Source organism: Mycobacterium sp. E3198 (genome assembly GCF_001667015.1).
In the GTDB taxonomy this organism is placed as follows: domain Bacteria; phylum Actinomycetota; class Actinomycetes; order Mycobacteriales; family Mycobacteriaceae; genus Mycobacterium.
Genome location: NZ_LZIS01000165.1, coordinates 34,303 through 54,163, shown reverse-complemented (window position 1 = coordinate 54,163; position 19,861 = coordinate 34,303). Strand labels below are relative to the sequence as shown.

Here is a 19,861-nt window from a genome sequence, read left to right as displayed (position 1 = left end):
CCTGGGCGTCAACGCCGAGGCGGCCGCCGAGCAACAGGTCAAGGGCCAGCAGGCCGCGCTCGACGCCTTCGCCGCGCAGTGCGTCGCCGTCAACTGCGCGCTGGGCCCCGACCCGAAGGGCGCCGTGAGCGCGCTGCTGGCCGACGCGCGCGGCGGCAAGGGACCCGGCGGCGCGCCGGTGGCCGCGATCGCCAACGCCATCACGGTCGCGTTGGGCTTCCCGTCCGGCGGCCGCGTCGGCGCCACCACCAGCCTGGCCAACGCGCTGGCCGCCGCCCGCTCCGGCGACGCCAACCAGCTGAACAACCTGATCAACCACGCGTACGCCGTCACCGACTCGGACGGCCAGTTCGTCAGCTCCTGCAGCGACGCCATCAACCGCCCCACCCCCGACCGGGTGCGCGAGCTCGTCGTGGCCTGGGCCAAGCTCTATCCCCAGTTCGGCACCGTCGCCGCGCTGAACTTGGTCAAATGCGTGCACTGGCCCACGATTCCGCCGCCGGCCCCGCCGAAGAACCTCAAGGTCGACGTCCTGTTGGCGGGCGTGCAGAACGACCCGATCGTCGGCACCGAGGGGGTGGCCCAGACGGCGGCCACCATCATCAACGCCAACGCGGCCAGCAAGCGGGTGATGTGGCAGGGCATCGGTCACGGCGCCAGCATCTATTCGCCCTGTGCCCTCCCGCCGCTGATCGGCTACCTGGGCGGCGGCAAGCTGCCCGGGACCGACACCTACTGTCCCGCCTGATACTTTGCGGTTCGTGACCGCAGCTGACTCGACCCGAACCGGCCTGCGCGACGGGATACTGGCCGCCTTTCGTCCCCGCACCGCCGCCCCGGGTGCCGCGACGATACTGCGATCGGTGCTCTGGCCGGTGGCCATCATGTCGGTGCTGCACCGCAGCATCGTGCTCACTCTCAACGGCAACATCACCGACGACTTCAAGCCGGTGTACCGCGCGGTGCTGAACTTCCGGCACGGCTGGGACATCTACAACGAGCACTTCGACTACGTCGACCCGCACTACCTGTACCCGCCCGGCGGCACGCTGCTGATGGCGCCGTTCGGCTATCTGTCCTTCACGCCGTCGCGCTACCTGTTCATTTTGATCAACACCGTGGCCATCCTGATCGCCTGGTACCTGTTGCTGCGGCTGTTCAACTACACGCTGTCCTCGGTGGCCGCCCCCGCGCTGCTGCTGGCCATGTTCTGCACCGAAAGCGTCACCAGCACGCTGGTCTTCACCAACATCAACGGCTGCGTGCTGCTGGCCGAGGTGCTGTTCTTGCGCTGGCTGCTCGACGGGAAAGTCGGTCATCAATGGTGGGCCGGCCTCGTCATCGGGCTCACGCTGACGCTCAAACCGGTGCTCGGGCCGCTGCTGTTGCTGCCGCTGCTCAACCGCCAGTGGCGGGCCCTGGTGCCCGCGTTCGTCGTCCCGATCGTCATCAACGCCGCCGCGTGGCCGTTGGTCAGCGACCCGATGGACTTCGTCACCCGCACGCTGCCCTACATCGGGGGCGTCCGCGACTACTTCAACAGCTCGATCGAGGGCAACGGCGTGTACTTCGGGCTGCCCACCTGGCTGATCGTGTTCCTGCGGATCCTCTTCACCGTGCTGGCGATCGCCGCGTTGTGGCTGCTGTACCGCTACTACCGCACCCGCGATCCGCTGTTCTGGTTCACCAACTCGACGGGCGTGCTGCTGCTGTGGTCGTGGCTGGCGCTGCCGCTGGCCCAGGGCTACTACTCGATGATGCTGTTCCCGTTCCTGATGACCGTCGTGCTGCGGAACTCGCTGATCCGCAACTGGCCGGCGTGGCTGGGGGTCTACGGATTCCTGACGCTGGACGACTGGCTGATCTACCGATACATGAGATATGGCCGCGCCCTGCACTACCTGAAGATCACCTACGGCTGGTCGCTGCTGCTGATCGTGGTGTTCGTCGTCCTGTGCTTCCGCTATCTGGACGCCAAGGCCGAGGACCGGCTGGACGAGGGCATCGATCCGGCGTGGCTGCCGGCTAAGCGCTAGCGTGGAACACATGACCAGTCCGAAGGTGCAATTGTCCGACGACGAGTGGCGCCGAAAGCTCAACCCGCAGGAGTTCGAGGTGCTGCGCCGCGCCGGCACCGAGCGGCCGTTCACCGGCGAGTACACCGACACCAAGACCGAGGGCGTGTACCAGTGCCGGGCCTGCGGGGCCGAATTGTTCCGCAGCACAGAGAAATTCGAGTCGCACTGTGGCTGGCCGTCGTTCTTCGACCCGGCGAACTCCGACGCGGTGATTCTGCGCCCCGACCACTCGATGGGGACGACCCGCACCGAGGTGCTGTGCGCGAACTGCCACAGCCACCTGGGCCACGTGTTCGCCGGCGAGGGGTACCCCACCCCGACCGACCAGCGCTACTGCATCAACTCGATCTCGTTGCGGCTCGTGCCGAGCGGCTCGTAGCCCATTTTCCGCGACACATAACCAGTTGCGACGACACGCCGACGCGCGTCGCAACCGCTTATATCTCGCGGCATCCGCGGCCCACGAGTGCGTCGCGCACGCGTCGCACGACCTCCCCCGGCTTGTCCTCGGCGATCACCCGCACGACGATCCAGCCCAGTGTTTCCAGCTTGCGCATCCGCCACTGGTCATGGGCGTATTGCCGGCGGTCGCTGCGGTGCTGGTCGCCGTCGTACTCGGCGGCGACTTTGTAGCTCTCCCAGCCCATATCGAGCACGCCGACGGTTCGCCAGTTCTCATTCACCGGTATCTGTGTCTCGGGAGCCGGCAGTCCGGCAGCGATCAGCAAGAGTCGTAGCCACGTCTCCTTCGGAGATGCGGCGCCCGCATCGACGAGCGGAAGCGCCGTGCGGAGCCGTCGCAGGCCGCGCGCACGGGGGTACCGCTTGGCCAACAGCAACACCTCCTCGACGCAAAATGGCGTCGCCCGCATCAGGGCGTCGAGCCGCGCCACCGCCTCGCCGGTGGGCAGCCGCGTCGCCAGGTCGTACGCCGTGCGCGCGAGAGTGGTCACCGGCAGACCCGCGACGCGGGTGATCTCGTCCGGCTGAATCCGCCGATTACGGGTGATCACGCCGATCGGAGCGTGCTGGTTGCGCCAGATCAACTCGACGGGCACGTCGTCGTCGATCCAGCGCGCGCCGTGCAGCGCCGCCGCGGCGAGGCCGGCAACGACGCCGCGTCGGCCCGACCACAGCCACGCCGCAACCGAACGCGTCCGCAGCGACGGCGCGGCGTGTACCGGCAGGTACACGTCGGGGTAGATCGCCCGAAACCTGGTGCGCAATTGGTGAGGACTTAGCCGCCCATGCCTCACGGCTTCGCTGCCGATAAACACCTCGCCCACAAACGGTGAGATGTCAATGCCGAGCGACGGGATCCCCAGATATAAACCAATGCGACACATCTCGGCGTGTCGTCGCAACTGGTTATGTGTCGCGACGAGCCCGGGTGGCGCTAGTCCGCCCGGGTGGCGTGCACCTCCCAGAACGGGGCGTGCACCCGACCGCCCTCCAGCCACGGCTCCATCGCCCGAAATCGGTCCAGGAGCGCCTGCACCTGATCGGCCATGTCGGGGTTGCGCGCGGCCATCAACTCGATCGTCTGGGTGCTCATGTTGACCAGGTAGGTCGTCGGGCCGAGGTAGGTGATCTCCCACCCGGCGCCGGGCAGCACGTCACGAAAGTCGTCCTCGGACAACGACCGCATCATCTTGAAGCCGTTGACGTCGTGCTCGCCGAATTCGAACATGTACAGCCGCGCCCCGGGCTTGGTCGCCCGGCGCAGCGCCTCCACGTACGCGTGCTGCATGTCCTGGTCGGTGCTGAAGGTGTGGTAGAAGGCGCAATCGACGACGGTGTCGAACCGGTTGTCGTAGCCCTCCAGCTTGGCGGCGTCGGCCAGCTCGAAATTCACTGACACACCGGCCTTTTGGGCATTTTCCCGGGCCCGCTCCACGGCAGCCGCCGACCCGTCGATGCCGGTCGCCGAGTAGCCCTTCGAGGCGTAATAGATGGCGTGGTGGCCGGGGCCGGTGCCCGGGTCGAGCACCTCGCCCTTGATGGCGCCCAGCGCGACCAGCCGCTGCACCACCGGCTGCGGACCGCCGATGTCCCACGGCGTGGCGGCGGGCAGGCCGTGCGACGTCCGGTCGTCGCGGTACATCTCCTCGAAGCGGGCCGGATCGGTCGGGTCGAACGGTGCTGTCGTCACGGCAGCGCCGCCACCAACTGCTCGACGGGCACCCGCGGCCCGGTGAAGAACGGCGTCTCGGCCCGGGTGTGCCGGCGCGCGTCGGTGGCGCGCAGCTCGCGCATCAGGTCGACGATGCGGTCCAGCTCGGGGGCCTCGAAGGCCAGGATCCATTCGTAATCGCCCAGCGCGAACGCCGGGACGGTGTTGGCGCGGACGTCCTTGTATTCGCGCGCGGCCATGCCGTGCTCGGCGAGCATGCGGCGGCGTTCCTCGTCGGGCAGCAGATACCACTCGTAAGACCGCACAAAGGGATACACGCAGATGTAGTTGCCGGGCTCCTCGCCGGCCAGAAACGCCGGGATGTGGCTCTTGTTGAACTCGGCGGGCCGGTGCAGCGCGACGCTGCTCCACACCGGCGCGCTGGCCCGACCCAGGGCGGTGGTGCGCCGGAAGTCGGCGTAGGTCGCCTGCAGCAATTCGATGCGTTCGGCGTGGGTCCAGATCATGAAGTCGGCGTCGGCGCGCAGCCCCGCCACGTCGTAGAGGCCGCGCACCACGACGCCGCGCGCCTCCTGCTCCTTGAAAAACCTCGCGGCATCGTCGATCACGGCATCGCGCTGATCACCGAGTTCGCCGGGCCGCACGGAGAACACCGAGAACATCAGGTAGCGCAACTGCGAGTTCAGGGCGTCGAAATCGAGTTTGGCCATGGCTCCTATCGTGCCACTTCCGCCTGCAGTGCCTCGGCCGCCCGGGTGGCCGCCCCGACGCACGCCGGGACGCCGATCCCGTCGAGGTAGCTGCCGGCCACCGCGAGCCCCGGCGGCAGCCCGGCCCGCAGTTCGGCGACCACGCCGGCGTGGCCGGGACCGTACTGCGGCATCGCGTCGATCCAGCGCTGGACCCGTGCGTCGACAAGGTCGACGGTCAGCCCGAACACGTCGACCAGGTCGCTGAGCGCCCAGCCCAGCAGTTCGTCGTCGGGGGTGGCGGCGGCCACGTCGTCGCCGAAGCGCCCGAACGACAGCCGCAGCAGCTGGGTGTCGCCGCGCGCGCCCCATTTGCGCGACGACAGCGTGATCGCCTTGGCGCGCAACGGTTCCCCGCTGGCCACCAGCACACCCGAGCTCTGCGGGAACTCGGTGCCGGCGGGCACCGCGAGCGCCACCACCGCCGACGACGCGCTCTGGATGCGGCGCGCGGCGGCGCAGGTGCGCGGCGCCACGCCGGCGACCAGCGCCGCCAGCCGCGGGGCGGGAACGGCCAACACCACCGCATCGGCGTGCCAGCGGGCGCCGGCGTCGTCGAGCAGCGCCCAGCCGGGCTCGGCGGGTTCGAGCCGTTGCACCGCGGCGCGCACCCAGTTCGGCCGGCCGCACGCGACGAGCTCGTCGACCAGCACCTGGTAGCCGCCGTCGATCGCCCCGAACACCGGCGCGCCGGTGACCGGGGGCAGCCCGTCGGCGACGGCCTCGGTCAGGCTGGCGGCGCCGCGGTCGAGGGCCGCCGCGACGCCGGGGGCCGCCGCGCGCAGGCCGATCGTCGCCGCGGAGCCCGCGTACACCCCGCTCAGCAGCGGGTCCACCGACCGGGCCACCACCTGCGGGCCGAACCGGTCGCCGACCAGCTCCGCGACGGCGGGATCGCCGCCGGGCCGCCAGTCGAGCGGGCGCCCGGGTTCGGCGTCGATGCGCGCCAGCGTCGCCGCGTCGACCAATCCGGCCACCGCCGCGGACGACGCCGGGATCCCGACGACGGTTCCGGTGGGCAGCGGGTGCAACCGCCGCTGGCTGTAGATCAGCGGCCGGGCGCCGGTGGTGGCCAGTTGCCGATCCGCCAGGCCCAGCTCGGCCAGCAGCGCCGGCATCTCGGGCCGGCGCAGCACGAACGCCTCGGCGCCCACGTCCAGCGCCTGCCCGCCGACCCGCTCGGTGCGCAGGATGCCGCCGAGCCGGTCGGCGGGCTCGAAGAGAGTGATCGTCGCGTCGTCACCGGCGGCCGCGCGCAGCCGGTATGCCGCCGTGAGCCCCGAGATGCCGCCGCCCACAACGCAATAGGAGCGGGTCATAGCGAGTGGACCAGCGCGACCAGGTCGGTCAGGACGCCGGGGTCGGTCTCGGGCAGCACCCCGTGGCCCAGGTTGAACACGTGGCCGGTCGCGCCGGCGTCGACCGCCCGGCGCCCGTCGTCGATGACGGCCCGCGCGGCGTGTTCGACCACCGGCCAGCCCGCCAGCAGCACCACCGGGTCGAGGTTGCCCTGCAGCGCGGTGCCGGGCTCGACCCGGGCGGCGGCGTCGGCCAGCGAGGTGCGCCAGTCCACCCCGACGGCGGTGGCCTGGCGCGGCTTCATGCCGCACTTCAGCGCCGACGACATCGCGCCCAGCAGCTCGGCCGTCCCCACCCCGAAGTGCGTCATGGGCACGCCGTAGTCGGACAGCGTGGCGAACACCCGCGAGCTGTGCGGCAGCACGTAGTGGCGGTAGTCGGCCAGCGACAGCGTGCCCGCCCACGAGTCGAAGACCTGGATCGCGTCCACCCCGGCCTCGATCTGCCCCTGCAGGAACGCGACGGTGAGGTCGGTCAGCTTGTCCATCAGCGCATGCCAGCTGTGCGGCTCGGCGAGCATCATTGCCTTGGTGCGGGCGTGGTTGCGGCTGGGGCCGCCCTCGACGAGGTAGGACGCCAGGGTGAACGGCGCACCGGCGAAACCGATCAGAGGGACGTCGCCCAGCGCGTCCACGAGCAGCGAAACCGCCCGGCTGATTGGTGCAATCGCCTGCGGCTCAAGGGGTTTCATCGCATCGATGTCGGCGTCGGTGCGCACCGGGTGCGCGATGACCGGCCCGACGTCGGCGACGATGTCCAGTTCGATGCCCGCGGCGCGCAGCGGCACCACGATGTCGGAGAACAGGATCGCCGCGTCGACGCCGTGCCGGCGCACCGGCTGCAGCGTGATCTCGCAGGCCACCTCGGGCTCGAAGCAGGCCGCCAGCATGCTGTGCCGCTCGCGCAGCGCCCGGTACTCGGGCAGCGAGCGCCCGGCCTGTCGCATGAACCACACCGGCACGCGGCCGGGCTTGCGCCCGCCGACGGCGGCCAGATACGGCGACTCGGGCAGGTCACGGCGGGCGCGCACAGGGGTGTTCATCAGCCTCAATGCTGCCACGAGCGCCGATCGGCGCTTGCGTAACATCGACCCCGTGCCGATCAGCTACGACGAGTTTCCCAGCCTTCGCTTCGAACCCGCCGACAACGGCGTGCTGACCTTGGTCCTCGACTCCCCCGGGCTGAACTCGGTCGGGCCGCAGATGCACCGCGACCTCGCCGACGTCTGGCCGGTGCTCGATCGCGACCCCGCCGTGCGCGTCGTCCTGGTCCGCGGCGAAGGCAAGGCCTTTTCCTCCGGCGGCAGCTTCGAGTTGATCGACGAAACCATCGGCGACTTCGAGGGCCGGATCCGCATCATGCGCGAGGCCCGCGACCTGGTACTCAACATGGTCAACTTCGACAAGCCCGTGGTCTCGGCGATCCGGGGTCCCGCGGTCGGCGCCGGCCTGGTGGTGGCGCTGCTCGCCGACATCTCGGTCGCGGGGCGCACCGCGCGGTTCATCGACGGTCACACCAAGCTCGGGGTGGCCGCGGGTGACCACGCCGCGATCTGCTGGCCGCTGCTGGTCGGCATGGCCAAGGCCAAGTACTACCTGCTCACCTGCGAAACCCTGCTGGGCGAGGAGGCCGAACGCATCGGCCTGGTTTCCACCTGCGTCGACGACGACGATGTGCTGGAGACGGCCACCCGCATCGCCGAGAACCTGGCGCAGGGCGCGCAGAACGCCATCCGCTGGACCAAGCACAGCCTCAACTACTGGTACCGGATGTTCGGCCCCACCTTCGAAACGTCGCTCGGCCTGGAATTCCTGAGCTTCGGCGGGCCCGACGTCCGGGAAGGCCTGGCCGCGCACCGGGAGAAGCGCCCCGCCCGATTCGACGGGGGAACCGCCCCCTGAGCAGCCAATACGCCCTTCCCGAGGCCCCGATCGGCGCTGGTAACGGCTTGGTCGCGACGGCCGCGAAACTCGGCGCGCCTGTTTCGGCGTGTCGGGTGATGGGTCTAGCGTCGAACGCTGTGACGTCAGCAGAGCCGGCACCCTTCCGCGAGGCGGTAGCGGCGATGAACGCCGTCACCGTGCGGCCGGAGATCGAGCTGGGCCCGATCCGTCCGCCGCAGCGCCTGGCGCCCTTCAGCTACGCGCTCGGGGCCGAGGTCAAACACCCGGACCTCGAGATCGTCCCGGAGCGCTCGGAGGGCGACGCGTTCGGCCGGCTGATCCTCCTGTACGACCCCGACGGCGCCGACGCCTGGGACGGCACCATCCGCCTGGTCGCCTACATCCAGGCCGACCTCGACCCCACCGAGGCCGTCGACCCCCTGCTGCCGGAGGTGGCGTGGAGCTGGCTGGTCGACGCGCTGGAATCGCGCCTCGAGCACACCACCGCGCTGGGCGGCACCGTCACCGCCACCACGTCGGTGCGCTACGGCGACATCTCCGGGCCGCCCCGCGCCCACCAGCTGGAGCTGCGGGCGTCCTGGACGGCGACCACCCCCGACGTCGGCGCGCACGTCGAGGCGTTCTGCGAGGTGCTGGAGCACGCCGCGGGCCTCCCGCCGACCGGGGTCACCGACCTGAGCTCCCGGTCACGCGCCTGAGATGGGCGAACCGGCGACCCCCGAGCCCGGCACGCCACCCGAAGCCACCCCGCTCCCCCAGCCGGCCGACGGAGTCCCGGACCTCGCCGTGAGCGTGCGGGAGATCGAGGCGGCCGCGCGACTCCTGGACCGCGGGCGCGGACCCTTCGCCGTGGACGCCGAGCGGGCGTCGGGTTTTCGCTACTCCAACCGGGCCTACCTGATTCAGATCCGGCGGGCGGGGGCGGGCACGGTGCTCATCGACCCGGTCAGCCACGGCGCCGACCCCCTGACGGCGCTGCGGCCGGTCGCCGAGGTGCTGGGCTCCGACGAGTGGATCCTGCACTCGGCCGATCAAGACCTGCCGTGCCTGGCCGAGGTCGGCATGCGGCCACCCGCCCTGTACGACACCGAGCTCGCCGGGCGGCTGGCCGGGTTCGACCGGGTGAACCTGGCCACCATGGTCGAGCGGCTGCTGGGGTTCGGGTTGACCAAGGGCCACGGCGCGGCCGACTGGTCCAAACGCCCGCTGCCCGCCGAGTGGCTCAACTACGCCGCCCTGGACGTGGAATTGCTGATCGAGCTGCGCGCGGCGATCTCCGAGGTGCTGGCCGGCCAGGGCAAAACCGGTTGGGCCGCAGAGGAATTCGACTACCTGCGCACCGCGGGCGCGCGGGAGCTGCCCCCGGCCGCGCGGCGGGACCGCTGGCGCCGCACGTCGGGGATCCATCGGGTGCGCGACCGGCGCGGCTTGGCCGCGGTGCGCGAGCTGTGGTCGGCGCGCGACCGCATCGCGCAGCGCCGCGACATCGCGCCGCGGCGCGTCCTGCCGGATTCGGCGATCATCGACGCCGCCCTGGCCGACCCGAAGACTGTCGAGGAGCTGGTCAAGCTGCCGGTGTTCGGCGGGCGCAACCAGCGCCGCAGCGCCGCGGTGTGGCTGGGGGCGCTGGAAGCGGCCCGGCAAAGCCAGGACCCGCCGGAGGACGCCGAGCCGCCCAACGGGCCGCCGCCGCCGGCGCGGTGGAGCAGGCGCAAACCGGAGGCCGCGGCGCGGCTGGAGGCGGCCCGCTCGGCGCTGGGCGAAGTGTCGGAGCGGGTGAAAGTCCCGACGGAGAACCTGGTCTCGCCCGACCTGGTGCGACGGCTGTGCTGGGACTGGGAGGCCGTGCCGGACCCCGACGCGGCTGTCGACGACTTCCTGCGCGCCGGGCAGGCGCGGGCGTGGCAGCGACAGCTGGTGGACCCGGTGCTGGCCCGGGCGTTGCAGCCGCCGGAGGACGCCGAAACCGGCGACTAGCAGGCCCGCCGCTCGGGGCCGTGGGCGTTCAGCGTGAATCCTCGGCTTTGGGTGTGCATCCTGGGCGGGAAAGTCGCCCGGATCCCGCCACCAGCTCACACCCAAAACCCAGAATTCACATCCAAAGACCTGCAGCCGCCGGCGGACGCCGGAAGCCGGCAACTAGTCGAGGGGCTCCCGGACTTCGGGCTCGGGAACCGGCGAGCCCAGCGCCGCGACCCAGCCGGTGACACGGCGGGCCACGTCCTGGTCGGTCAGGCCCAGATCGGCGAGCACCTCACCGCGTGACGCGTGGTCGTAGAACCGCTGCGGCAGCCCGACGTCGCGGCACGGCGTGTCGATCTCCGCGCGCCGCAGCGCCGCCGACACCGCCGAGCCCACCCCGCCGTTGACGCCGTTGTCCTCGAGCGTGACGACCAGCTTGTGCTGCGCGGCCATGTCGAGCACGCCGTCGGCCACCGGCAACACCCAGCGGGGGTCGATCACCGTCACCCCGATGCCCTGGTTGTGCAGCCGCTTGGCCACCGCGAGGGCCATCGGCGCGAACGCGCCGACCGCGACCAGCAACACGTCGTGGTTCAGCCCGTCGGCGGGCACCGCCAGCACGTCGACATCCCCGCGCCGCTCGAGGGCCGGAATGTCCTCGCCCACATCGCCTTTGGGGAACCGGATCGCCGTCGGGCCGTCGTCGATGTCGAGCGCCTCGCCGAGCTCCTCGCGCAGCCGGGCCGCGTCGCGGGGCGCGGCCACCCGGATCCCGGGCACGATGTTCAGCATCGACAGGTCCCACATCCCGTTGTGGCTGGCCCCGTCGGAACCGGTGACCCCGGCCCGGTCCAGCACCATGGTGACGGGCAAGCGGTGCAGCGCCACGTCCATCATGATCTGGTCGAAGGCCCGGTTGAGGAACGTCGAATAGATCGCCACCACCGGATGCATGCCACCCATCGCCAGCCCGGCCGCCGACGTCATCGCGTGTTGCTCGGCGATGCCGACGTCGAACAGGCGGTCCGGGAACTGTTGCCCGAACGCGGTCAGCCCGGTGGGGCCGGGCATGGCGGCGGTGATCGCCACGATGTCGCGGCGCTTGCGCGCGTAGGCGATGAGCGCGTCGGAGAAGGTCGCCGTCCAGCCGGGGCCGGGGATCTTGGTGGCCAGGCCGGTGGCCGGGTCGATGACGCCGCAGGAATGCATCTGCTCGGCCTCGTCGTCCTCGGCCGGCGCGTAGCCCATGCCCTTGCGGGTGACGACGTGCACGATCACCGGGCGCCCGAAGCCGCGGGCGTGGCGCAGCGCGGCCTCGACCGCGCGCTCGTCGTGGCCGTCGACCGGGCCCACGTACTTCAGGCCGAGGTCGGTGAACAACAGCTGCGGCGAGAGCGAGTCCTTGATACCGGCCTTGACGCTGTGCATGAACCGGTAGGCGAGCTGGCCGACCAGGGGCAGCGAGCGCACCGCGTCGCGGCCCCGTTCCAGCATGTGCTCGTAGGCCGGCTGCAGCCGCAGCGTGGCCAGGTGGTCGGCGACCCCGCCGATGGTGGGCGCGTAGCTGCGGCCGTTGTCGTTGACGACGATGATCACCGGCCGGCGCGAGGCGGCGATGTTGTTCAGCGCCTCCCAGCACATGCCGCCGGTGAGCGCGCCGTCGCCGACGACGGCGACCACGTGCCGGTTGCGGTGCCCGCTCAGCTCGAACGCCTTGGCCAGGCCGTCGGCGTACGACAGCGCCGCGCTGGCGTGGCTGGACTCGACCCAGTCGTGTTCGCTCTCCGCGCGCGACGGATACCCCGACAGGCCGCCCTTTTTGCGCAGGCTCTCGAAGTCATGGGAGCGGCCCGTCAGCATCTTGTGGACGTAGGCCTGATGCCCGGTGTCGAAGATGATCGGGTCGTGCGGCGAATCGAACACGCGGTGCAGCGCGAGCGTCAGTTCGACGACGCCCAGGTTGGGCCCCAGGTGCCCCCCGGTGGCAGCAACCTTGTGGATCAGGAACTCGCGAATCTCGGCCGCCAGATCGCGGAGCTGCTGTTGGGAGAGGTACTGCAGATCAGCGGGCCCGCGGATCTGTTCCAGCATCCCGTTAGTCTACGCAGCGGCCGCGGGCGCACCAGGGAAGCGGCTGGTCTACGGCTGGCCGAAGAGTTCGGCCAGGGTGTCGTGCAGCTCGGGATCGGCCAGCACGACGACCTCGTCGCGGGCCTGAAGTTCGGTGTCGCCACGCACGGACACCAGGCCCGTGGTCCGGACCACGATGCTCACCCAGATGTCACCGACACGGTCACTGAGCCCCTCGACGGTGCACCCCTCGGCGGCAGACCCGCGCGCGACGCTGAAGCGATGGACACCCTCCGGTTCGTCCGCGAGCCGGACGCCGATTTCCCATGGCCGGGTCTCGACGGTGCGCATCGGCAGCTGCAGCAGTCTGGCGACGCCGGGTACCGAGCTGCCCTGCACCAGCACCGAGAAGATGACGACGACGACCACGATGCCGTACAGCCGCTCGGCGTCGGCGACGTGGGCGGCCCGCAGCAATTCGCCGAGGAGGATCGGCACCGCGCCCTTGAGCCCGGCGAAGAGGACGAAGACGCGTTCGTTGCGCCGGAGTTGAACGGGAACCAGGCAGGAGCCCACCGCCAACGGACGAATCACCAACGTCAGGGCCGCGCCGAGGGCGACCCCGGGGATCCACACGTCGGGATGGGTGAGCACATTGAGGTCGACGGTGAGTCCCAGCACGGCGAACGCAAGGATTTCCGCCAGACCGGCCAGGGCGGCGTGGAATCGCTTGATCTCCGGCTTGTAGGGCGCGCGGGCGTCGCCGATCACGATGCCGGCGACGAACACCGCCAGAAATCCCGAGCCGTGCGCAAGCGTGGCGATGCCGTACAGCATCAGACAGGACGCCAGCGTCCGCAGGGGGTAGAGGCCTTCGCTGGGTAGTGCCACGCGGCGCATGAAGACGAGCAGGGCGCGGCCGCCGATCACCCCGACGCCCAGGCCGATCGCCATCTGCAGCACGAATTGGGTTCCCACGCTGGCGAATCCGGCTGCGGTGAGACCTCCGGCCGCGATGAGGCTGGACATCAACGAGATGCCGACCGGATCGTTGGCGCCGGACTCGCCCTCCAGGATGGTGCTGCTGCGGCCCCTGATCTCACGTTTGCCCAGGACCGAGAAAACCACGGCCGGATCGGTGGGAGCCACGGCGGTGGCCACGAGCACCGCCGGAAACCAGTCGATCCCGCAGACGTAGTGCACCATCAGTGCCGCGCCGGCGGCGGTCAGCGCGGTTCCCACGACGCCCAGCGACAGGATCGGGGCGGCCGCCGCGCGGAAGCGCGCCGGCCCGATGTGCATGCCGCCGTCGAACAACACCAACACCAGCGCGATGGTGATCACCCGTTCGACGGTCCGCTCGGACGGCGGCTGCACCACCGGCACCGCACGCACCGCCACGGCGGCTCCGACGAGCACGAGCAGGGGCACCGGGACCTTGACCCGCTCGGTAAGACGGTTCGCCAGGACGGCGATCAAACCGAGCGCGCTGGAAAACAAGACGATCAGCGCGTAACCGAGGGTTTCGTTCATGATCGCCGCGAGCGGGTACGGCTGAGCACTGTGGTGGTAGGCACCCGAGCCTTTCGGTTGGTCGACAAAGACATCAAGGACATCGCCGACCAGACTTCCCGGCACACCGCGACGGAGTCTAACCGCTCCCGCGGATATCAACCTAGCGAGTGAGCGGCGCGACGGATTCGGTGTGTTGGGTCTCGACGGCGCAGCCGTGCGCACGATGAAGGCCGATGCCGCGCGCGAAAGACGCGCCTCACCGATGTGGACCACGTGCGGCACCCCGCCTTCGACCACCGCGGTTTCGACACGCCGGCCGGGCCGGGGGGCTGCTCACATCGTGGTGCGCTGACGGCATTCACGTGTGCTTGGCGCGGAAGCGACGAAACAGTGCCCAGGCGATCGCCATGTTGTAGACAACGCCCGCAACGAGATACGGCCACCAGGTGCCCTGATCGCTTGCCGCCCAGAACGCCTTGGCGGCCCAATAGGGCGGTAGAACACCGAAGGCGAGGTTCCAGGCGGAGTGGACGAACCATGGCAGGCAGGGCAGGCCGGCGATCAGCATGCCCAGGGCGCGGACCATGGCCAAGCCCTGAATCTTGTTGCTGGCCATCGCGATGACGAGCAGCAATGTCACCACCGACGACAGCCCGGCGAGCAGTCCGATCGGGATCAGCGCCGGGACCAGGCCGGGTTTCAGCAGACCGCTGAACGACATCGTCGCGACCACATACACTGTTGTCACGACCAGCACCGTGGCCGCCCGATAGGCGAAAAAAGCTGACAGCGGCACGGGGGTGACCCGCAGCGCGGTCAACGTTCCGGCGTCGACCTCGTCCAGAACCAGGAAGGCCGCCAGCGCGCCGACGATGATGATGCTGGTCAGCAGCAAGAACGCTGTGAGGACCAATGGGTAGTACGGAACCAGGTCAAACCCGTTGCGACGCGCCAGGAGCGCGGTCACGCGCGGCGTCAGCACCGCGACCCCGGTGGTCCAGATGACCGGAGCGACAACGACCATGACGAGCAAGGGATCGCGATAGGTCCCGCGAATATCGTTGCGCCCGAACGCGGCCAACGCACGTACCGTCACCATCACGCGCCACCGGACAAAGCGACGACATAGCGACCGAACAAGACCTTCGCGGTCCACCACAGTCCCGCCACGCACAGCACCGGATATACGATCGCGTACCCGACCTGCCACGGCGCCAGATTGACCTGGTCGAAGGCGCTGCCCAGCAGCAACAGCGGCCCCTGGGTCGGCAGCAGGTACAGCGCCGGGTTCGGCCACACGCCGGACAGATACAGGATCGGCAGGTTCATCACCGCCAGCGGGACGGTGGACGCCAGAAACCAGTCGCTGATCGAGGCGAACGGCAGCGAGGTGCTGAAACCGACCAGCAGCATCAGCACGGTTCCCAGCACCACCCCGCCCACCATCGGCGCCAGCCGATAGGCGGTCCCGTGCGCGATCGTGGCGACCGCCACCGCGACGGAGACCGAGACCGCAACCAGCACAAGCAGTTTCGCCGCCAGGTATTCGGCGAACCGCAGCGGCGTGGCGATGACGGCGCCCAGCGTGCGCTCCTGCTTTTCGAAAAACACCGTACCGGCGATGAAGAAGAACCCGATGATGGTGGTGTCGCCCGACAGGACGTAGGGCTCCGCGGCTCGGCGCAGACCGGGCGGCATCGGCAGCAACACCGCCAACCAGATCAGCCCGGAGAAGACGGCGGCGTGCAAGAACCGTTGGCGGACTTGCAGAATCAGCTCGAGTCGGACGGCACTGGCAAACCGGGTCACTGGAGTCGCCTGCCGGTGATCTCGACGAAGACGTCGTCGAGGGTGGCCTCCCCGCTGTGGATGGTCTCGATGCGCCGCTCGCGCAGCAGGGCGTGGAACCGCGGATCGTCGGCGAGGTGGTCCATGCCGAATTCGGCGGCCTCGAGACCGCCCCCTTCCCCCCGATATTCGACGCGGACGGTGCGCTTGCTGCGGGCGATCTTCAGTTCGGCCGGCGTGTCCAGGGCGACGATCATTCCGTCGACGACGAAAGCCACCCGGTCGCACAGCTCGTCGGCGGTGGCCATGTCGTGCGTCGTCAGGAACACGGTGCGCCCGCGCGCCTTCAGGTCCAGGATCATGTCCTTGACCGTGCGCGCATTCACCGGATCCAGGCCCGACGTCGGCTCGTCGAGAAACAACAGCTCGGGATTGTTGATCAGGGACCGGGCGAAGGTCAGCCGCATCTGCATGCCCTTGGAGTAGTCGCCGACCCGGGTGTGAGCCTCATCCGCCAGGCCGAGGGCGCCCAGCAGCTGTGCCGCGTCGGCCGTCGGCCCACGGTAGAGCGACGCGAAGAAGCGCAGGTTTTCCAGCCCGGTGAGTTTCTGGTAGTGGTTGGGCAGCTCGAAGGACACGCCGATGCGCTCGTAGTACTCGCGTCCCCAGTCCGACGGATCGCGGCCCCACACCGCCGCCTCGCCGCGATGTCCCCGAAGCAGACCGATCAGCAGCTTCTGGGTGGTCGACTTCCCGGCGCCGCTGGGCCCGAGGAACCCGAAGATCTCGCCGCGGCCCACGGTGAAGTCCATGCCGCGCACCGCCGCCCTCGATGCCTTCGGATAGGTGAAGCCGAGCCCGCGGACAGCGATCACCTCGCCGTTTCCAGTGTGTGCCGACGCGAGTTGCCGCATGGCGCGATGCCTCCCGGTGAGCGGTGCAGGTTCCACTTCCGACCAGACTTCCCGGAGCGCCGTCGCCAGCATAACCACAATGTGGTCCGCGATCGCTCGAGCCTGCGTCCAGAGCGCCCGAAACGCCGTGACACACACTCTGAGCGCAGTCTCGGCGGACGGGACCTAACGAGTGAGCAGCGCGACGGATTCGGTGTGATGGGTCAGCGGGAACGCGTCGAACACCTTGATCTTGTCGACGGCGTAGCCGTGCGCACGATAAAGGCCGATGTCGCGCGCGAAAGACGCCGCCTCGCAACCGATGTGGACCACGCGCGGCACCTCGGCCGCGGCCAGCAGGTCGATGATCTCGCGCCCGGCGCCGGCCCGCGGCGGATCCAGCACCGCGACATCGGCTTTCGCTGCGCCGGCGCGCTGCGCCGTCAGCGCCCGCCGGACCGAGTCGGTGACGACATCCACCTGAGGCAAGTCGGCCAGCGCGGCGCGCGCGGCCCGCGTCGCCGAGCGCGAGGTGTCGACGGTCAGCACCCGCCCCGACGTCCCCACCGCGGCACCGAGCGCGGCGGCGAAAACCCCCGCGCCGCCGTAGAGATCCCACACGGTCATGCCGGGGCTCGGTTGCGCCCAGTCGACCACCAGGTCGCCGTAAACGCGCGCCGCGTCCCGGTGCGCCTGCCAGAACGCCGTGACCGGCACCAGCCAGCTGCGCGCGCCCACCCGTTGCACGGCCTCATAGCTGCCTTCGACCACCGTGGTTTCCGTATGCCGGCCGTGCCGCACAGCGCACACGACGTGGCGCTCGCCGTCGTCGTCGACGGCGACGTGCAGCTGCGCCTGCGGCGGCCATTCGCCGTCGGAAATCCCATCCAGCATTCCGGGCGGCAGCTGCGCGCAGCGCAGGTCGGTGACCAACTCGTCGCTGTGGTAGCGGTGGAAGCCGGGCCGACGGTCCCCGCCCACCTCCAGCCGGACCCGGGTGCGCCAACCGGCGGGCCCGGCGTCGGACAGCGGGTCCGCCTCGCCGCTCCAGTCATGCCCGCCCAGCCGGGACAGCTGGTTGGCGACGACGTGGGCCTTGAGCGCCCGGGCCGCCTCCGGGGCGACGAACGCCAAATCGCAACATCCCGCGCCGTCGGCCCCGGCGATCGGGCAGAGCGAGGCGACGCGGTCGTCCGACGGTTCGAGCACCTCGACAACCTCGGCGTGCCAATAGGAATCGCGCTCGGAGGTGACCCGCACCCGCACCCGCTCGCCGGGCAGCGCGTAGCGGACGAACACGACCCGGCCCTCGTGGTGCGCCACGCAGCTCCCCCCGTTCGCCGGGGGGCCGGTGACCAGCGTCAGCTCGGTGCTCAATCGAAGATGCCGCGACGGGCGTCGCCGGGCGCCGCGTGCGGGTGGAAGGCCTTGAGTCGTTCCGACGAATTCAATTGCCAGGGAACCGAAGTCACCATCACATTGGGCATGAACAGCAGCCTGCCCTTCAGCCGCAGCGCGCTTTGGTTGTGCAGCACCTGCTCCCACCAATGGCCCACCACATACTCGGGGATGAACACCGTCACCACGGTGCGCGGGGACTCCTTGCTGACTCGTTTGACGTAATCGAGTATGGGGCGGGTGATCTCACGATACGGCGACGCAATGACCTTGAGCGGCACACTGATATCGCTTTCCTCCCACTTGTGCACCAGGTCGCGGGTTTCGGCGTCATCGACGCTGACCGTGAGGGCCTCGAGCGTATCGGGACGGGTGGCCCGCGCGTAGGCCAGCGCGCGCAGGGTCGGCAGGTGCAGCTTGGACACCAGCACCAAGGCATGGTTGCGGCTGGGCAACACGACGTCGTGCTGGGCCGCCTCCTGCTCCTCCAGTTCCCGGCTCACGGTGCGGTAGTGCCGGTGAATCATCTTCATGATGATGAACAGCAAGCTCATCGCGAACAGGGCGATCCACGCCCCGGCGACGAACTTGGTGACCATGACGACCACCAACACCGCGCCGGTGGACAGCAACCCGACCGTGTTCACCACCCGCGAGCGCATCATCTTGCCCCGCGTCCGCGGATCGGTCTCGGTCCGCAGCAACCGCGTCCAGTGCCGGACCATGCCGATCTGGCTCAACGTGAACGAAATGAACACGCCGACGATGTACAGCTGGATCAGCGCGCTGAGCTCGGCGCGGAACGCGATGATCGCCAGGAGCGCAGCCCCGGAAAGGAACAGGATTCCGTTGGAATAGGCCAATCGGTCTCCGCGGGTGTGCAGTTGCCGCGGCAGGTAACTGTGCTGTGCGAGCACCGATCCCAGCACGGGGAACCCGTTGAACGCGGTATTGGCCGCCAGCACCAGGATCAGCGCGGTCACGATGGCGATCAGCAGGAAGCCGAGGTGGAAGCTGCCGAACACCACCTGCGCGAGCTGCGCGACAAGAGTCTTCTGGTAGTAGTGCGGCGGCGTACCGCCCAGCTGGGTCGCAGGGTCGTCGACGACTTGGACCCCGGTCTTCTTGGCGAGCAGGATCATCCCCATGAACAGCGTCACCGCGATGGCGCCCAGCATCAGCAGCGTGGTCGCGGCGTTGCGCGACTTGGGTTTCTGAAACGCCGGCACCCCGTTGCTGATCGCCTCCACGCCGGTCAGCGCCGCGCACCCCGAGGAGAAGGACCGCGCCACCAGGAATGCCAACGCGAAGCCCAGAACCTTTCCGTGTTCGGCGTGCATCTGGAACCCGGCGGATTCGGCACGCAGCGGATCCCCGAGCACGAAGGCCCGGAACAGCCCCCAGCCGATCATGATGGTCAACCCGGCGATGAACGCGTAGGTGGGGATGGCGAATGCCACCCCGGACTCGCGGACACCGCGCAGGTTCATCGCCATCACCAGCACGATGGCCGCCACGCAGAACAACACCTTGTGCTGGGCAACGATCGGGATCGCCGACCCGATGTTCGACATCGCCGATGCCGTCGAAACGGCCACGGTGAGAACGTAATCCACCATCAGGGCACTGGCGACGACAAGGCCCGCCGTGTCACCGAGGTTGGTGGTGACCACCTCGAAGTCGCCGCCGCCCGACGGGTAGGCGTGCACGTTCTGCCGGTAGCTGGCCACCACGACCAGCAAGACCGCGGCCACGGCCAGACCGATCCAGGGCGCCATCGCGTACGCGGCCACCCCGGCCACGGACAGCATCAGGAAGATCTCCTCGGGCGCATAGGCCACCGAGGACAGCGCGTCGGAGGCGAACACCGGCAGGGCGACCCGTTTGGGCAGCAGGGTGTGACTCAGCCGGTCGCTGCGTTGCGGCCGGCCGATGAGCAACCGGCGCGCAGCGGTCGAAAGTTTGGACACGAGAGCCAAGAGTAAGCCCACCCGCGCTTGCTAGCGTTTCG

The 19,861-nt window shown here is 69.7% G+C and carries 18 protein-coding genes; 6 read left to right on the top strand and 12 right to left on the bottom strand.

The genetic code is table 11. The features are described from left to right. The 3 genes from A5673_RS18400 to msrB all read left to right on the top strand — a co-directional run. On the top strand, window positions 1-748 hold a 748-nt coding region (locus A5673_RS18400; protein ID WP_197518418.1), incomplete at its 5' end, for an alpha/beta hydrolase. A 4-nt stretch (window positions 749-752) separates the two neighbouring features. Continuing rightward, the gene (gene aftC / locus A5673_RS18395; RefSeq protein ID WP_068235406.1) at window positions 753-2,036 is read left to right on the top strand and encodes an arabinofuranan 3-O-arabinosyltransferase; all 1,284 of its coding nucleotides are present in this window, start codon (window positions 753-755) and stop codon (window positions 2,034-2,036) included. Between the two features lie 10 nt (window positions 2,037-2,046). Beyond that, window positions 2,047-2,457: a peptide-methionine (R)-S-oxide reductase MsrB gene (msrB, locus tag A5673_RS18390; protein ID WP_068235427.1), complete on the top strand. Its 411-nt coding sequence runs from the start codon at window positions 2,047-2,049 to the stop codon at window positions 2,455-2,457. A 58-nt stretch (window positions 2,458-2,515) separates the two neighbouring features. Here msrB and A5673_RS18385 read toward each other — a convergent pair whose 3' ends face one another. From A5673_RS18385 to hemE, 5 genes are all read right to left on the bottom strand, one after another. Next, window positions 2,516-3,355, bottom strand: coding sequence for an endonuclease domain-containing protein (locus A5673_RS18385; protein WP_369806498.1), 840 nt, complete (start codon window positions 3,353-3,355; stop codon window positions 2,516-2,518). 119 nt (window positions 3,356-3,474) lie between these two features. Further along, on the bottom strand, window positions 3,475-4,182 hold the full coding sequence (locus tag A5673_RS18380) for a class I SAM-dependent methyltransferase (protein ID WP_068235424.1): 708 nt from the start codon (window positions 4,180-4,182) through the stop codon (window positions 3,475-3,477). A gap of 44 nt (window positions 4,183-4,226) precedes the next feature. Beyond that, the gene (gene hemQ, locus A5673_RS18375) at window positions 4,227-4,922 is read right to left on the bottom strand and encodes a hydrogen peroxide-dependent heme synthase (RefSeq protein WP_068235397.1); all 696 of its coding nucleotides are present in this window, start codon (window positions 4,920-4,922) and stop codon (window positions 4,227-4,229) included. 5 nt (window positions 4,923-4,927) lie between these two features. Then, on the bottom strand, window positions 4,928-6,280 hold the full coding sequence (locus A5673_RS18370; protein ID WP_068235392.1) for a protoporphyrinogen oxidase: 1,353 nt from the start codon (window positions 6,278-6,280) through the stop codon (window positions 4,928-4,930). Continuing rightward, a complete protein-coding gene (gene hemE, locus A5673_RS18365; RefSeq protein WP_156748364.1) occupies window positions 6,277-7,350 on the bottom strand; it encodes a uroporphyrinogen decarboxylase in 1,074 nt (357 codons plus the stop codon). The genes A5673_RS18370 and hemE overlap by 4 nt, the downstream gene beginning before the upstream one ends. 64 nt (window positions 7,351-7,414) lie before the next feature. Here hemE and A5673_RS18360 point away from each other — a divergent pair, with 64 nt between their 5' ends. The 3 genes from A5673_RS18360 (at window position 7,415) to A5673_RS18350 (ending at window position 10,201) form a co-directional block, all read left to right on the top strand. Further along, window positions 7,415-8,221 carry an enoyl-CoA hydratase/isomerase family protein gene (locus tag A5673_RS18360; RefSeq protein ID WP_068235382.1) on the top strand — a complete coding sequence of 269 codons (807 nt, stop codon included), beginning with the start codon at window positions 7,415-7,417 and terminating at the stop codon, window positions 8,219-8,221. Window positions 8,222-8,385: 164 nt separating this feature from the next. After that, the gene (locus tag A5673_RS18355) at window positions 8,386-8,922 is read left to right on the top strand and encodes a DUF3000 domain-containing protein (RefSeq protein WP_231971130.1); all 537 of its coding nucleotides are present in this window, start codon (window positions 8,386-8,388) and stop codon (window positions 8,920-8,922) included. A gap of 1 nt (window position 8,923) precedes the next feature. Continuing rightward, entirely contained in the window at window positions 8,924-10,201 is a 1,278-nt protein-coding gene (locus A5673_RS18350) for a ribonuclease D (RefSeq protein ID WP_068235372.1), read from the top strand. Window positions 10,202-10,363: 162 nt separating this feature from the next. Here the strand turns inward: A5673_RS18350 and dxs are convergent, their stop codons facing one another. From dxs to A5673_RS18315, 7 genes are all read right to left on the bottom strand, one after another. Next, on the bottom strand, window positions 10,364-12,277 hold the full coding sequence (gene dxs, locus A5673_RS18345; protein ID WP_068235370.1) for a 1-deoxy-D-xylulose-5-phosphate synthase: 1,914 nt from the start codon (window positions 12,275-12,277) through the stop codon (window positions 10,364-10,366). Window positions 12,278-12,325: 48 nt separating this feature from the next. Next, a complete protein-coding gene (locus tag A5673_RS18340; RefSeq protein ID WP_068235420.1) occupies window positions 12,326-13,789 on the bottom strand; it encodes a cation:proton antiporter in 1,464 nt (487 codons plus the stop codon). Between the two features lie 340 nt (window positions 13,790-14,129). Next, window positions 14,130-14,870: a fluoroquinolone transporter permease gene (locus tag A5673_RS18335; protein WP_068235367.1), complete on the bottom strand. Its 741-nt coding sequence runs from the start codon at window positions 14,868-14,870 to the stop codon at window positions 14,130-14,132. Continuing rightward, window positions 14,870-15,580 carry an ABC transporter permease gene (locus A5673_RS18330; protein WP_068235363.1) on the bottom strand — a complete coding sequence of 237 codons (711 nt, stop codon included), beginning with the start codon at window positions 15,578-15,580 and terminating at the stop codon, window positions 14,870-14,872. Before A5673_RS18330 ends, A5673_RS18335 begins: the two co-directional genes overlap by 1 nt. Then, window positions 15,577-16,473, bottom strand: coding sequence for an ABC transporter ATP-binding protein (locus A5673_RS18325; RefSeq protein ID WP_068235360.1), 897 nt, complete (start codon window positions 16,471-16,473; stop codon window positions 15,577-15,579). The genes A5673_RS18330 and A5673_RS18325 overlap by 4 nt, the downstream gene beginning before the upstream one ends. Before the next feature lie 165 nt (window positions 16,474-16,638). Beyond that, a complete protein-coding gene (locus A5673_RS18320; RefSeq protein WP_068235357.1) occupies window positions 16,639-17,829 on the bottom strand; it encodes a class I SAM-dependent RNA methyltransferase in 1,191 nt (396 codons plus the stop codon). After that, the gene (locus A5673_RS18315) at window positions 17,826-19,820 is read right to left on the bottom strand and encodes an APC family permease (RefSeq protein ID WP_068235355.1); all 1,995 of its coding nucleotides are present in this window, start codon (window positions 19,818-19,820) and stop codon (window positions 17,826-17,828) included. The genes A5673_RS18320 and A5673_RS18315 overlap by 4 nt, the downstream gene beginning before the upstream one ends. Between the last annotated feature and the right edge of the window lie 41 nt (window positions 19,821-19,861).